The 439-nt window shown below is 60.8% G+C and carries 1 pseudogene; it reads right to left on the minus strand.

Annotated features, from left to right (window positions below):
- Positions 1-163 precede the first annotated feature (163 nt).
- A pseudogene (locus VSR71_RS35110) lies at positions 164-439 on the minus strand (branched-chain amino acid ABC transporter permease); the annotation flags it as partial.

The raw sequence follows: 439 nt of genomic DNA on the forward strand, positions 1-439 counted from the left end.
TCAGCATGTTGGTCGAGATGGCGACGAGGCGCGGCCCCAGAACATGGGGCAGAACGACCAGCGCGACTAGAAACAGAATCAGCGCGACCCATTGCCCGCGGGTGCGGATCAAAGCCTGATCGCGTTCGAAACTGGTAGCGAATACACCTGCCGGATCCATCGGTCAGACCCTTTCGATCGTCTTCCAGCCGAACATCCCGGTCGGCCGAATAAAGAGGATGAGCAGCTTGATGATGAATGGAAACACGGTGCCGATTGCACCGCCCACGATCGGATCGAGGTAGGCGGTCACGAGGCCCTGAATGATGCCGACGATATGGCCGGCCAGCAGGACCCCGGCGATCGCCTCGAAACCCGCCAGCAGCGCCACCGGCAACGCTGCGAGGCCGATGTCGGAGGCAAGGAAATTCAACGACTTTCCGCTGAGGAAGATGACGGC

It is taken from the genome of Cupriavidus oxalaticus, from assembly GCF_038900635.1.
Classification (GTDB): Bacteria; Pseudomonadota; Gammaproteobacteria; order Burkholderiales; family Burkholderiaceae; genus Cupriavidus; species Cupriavidus oxalaticus_B.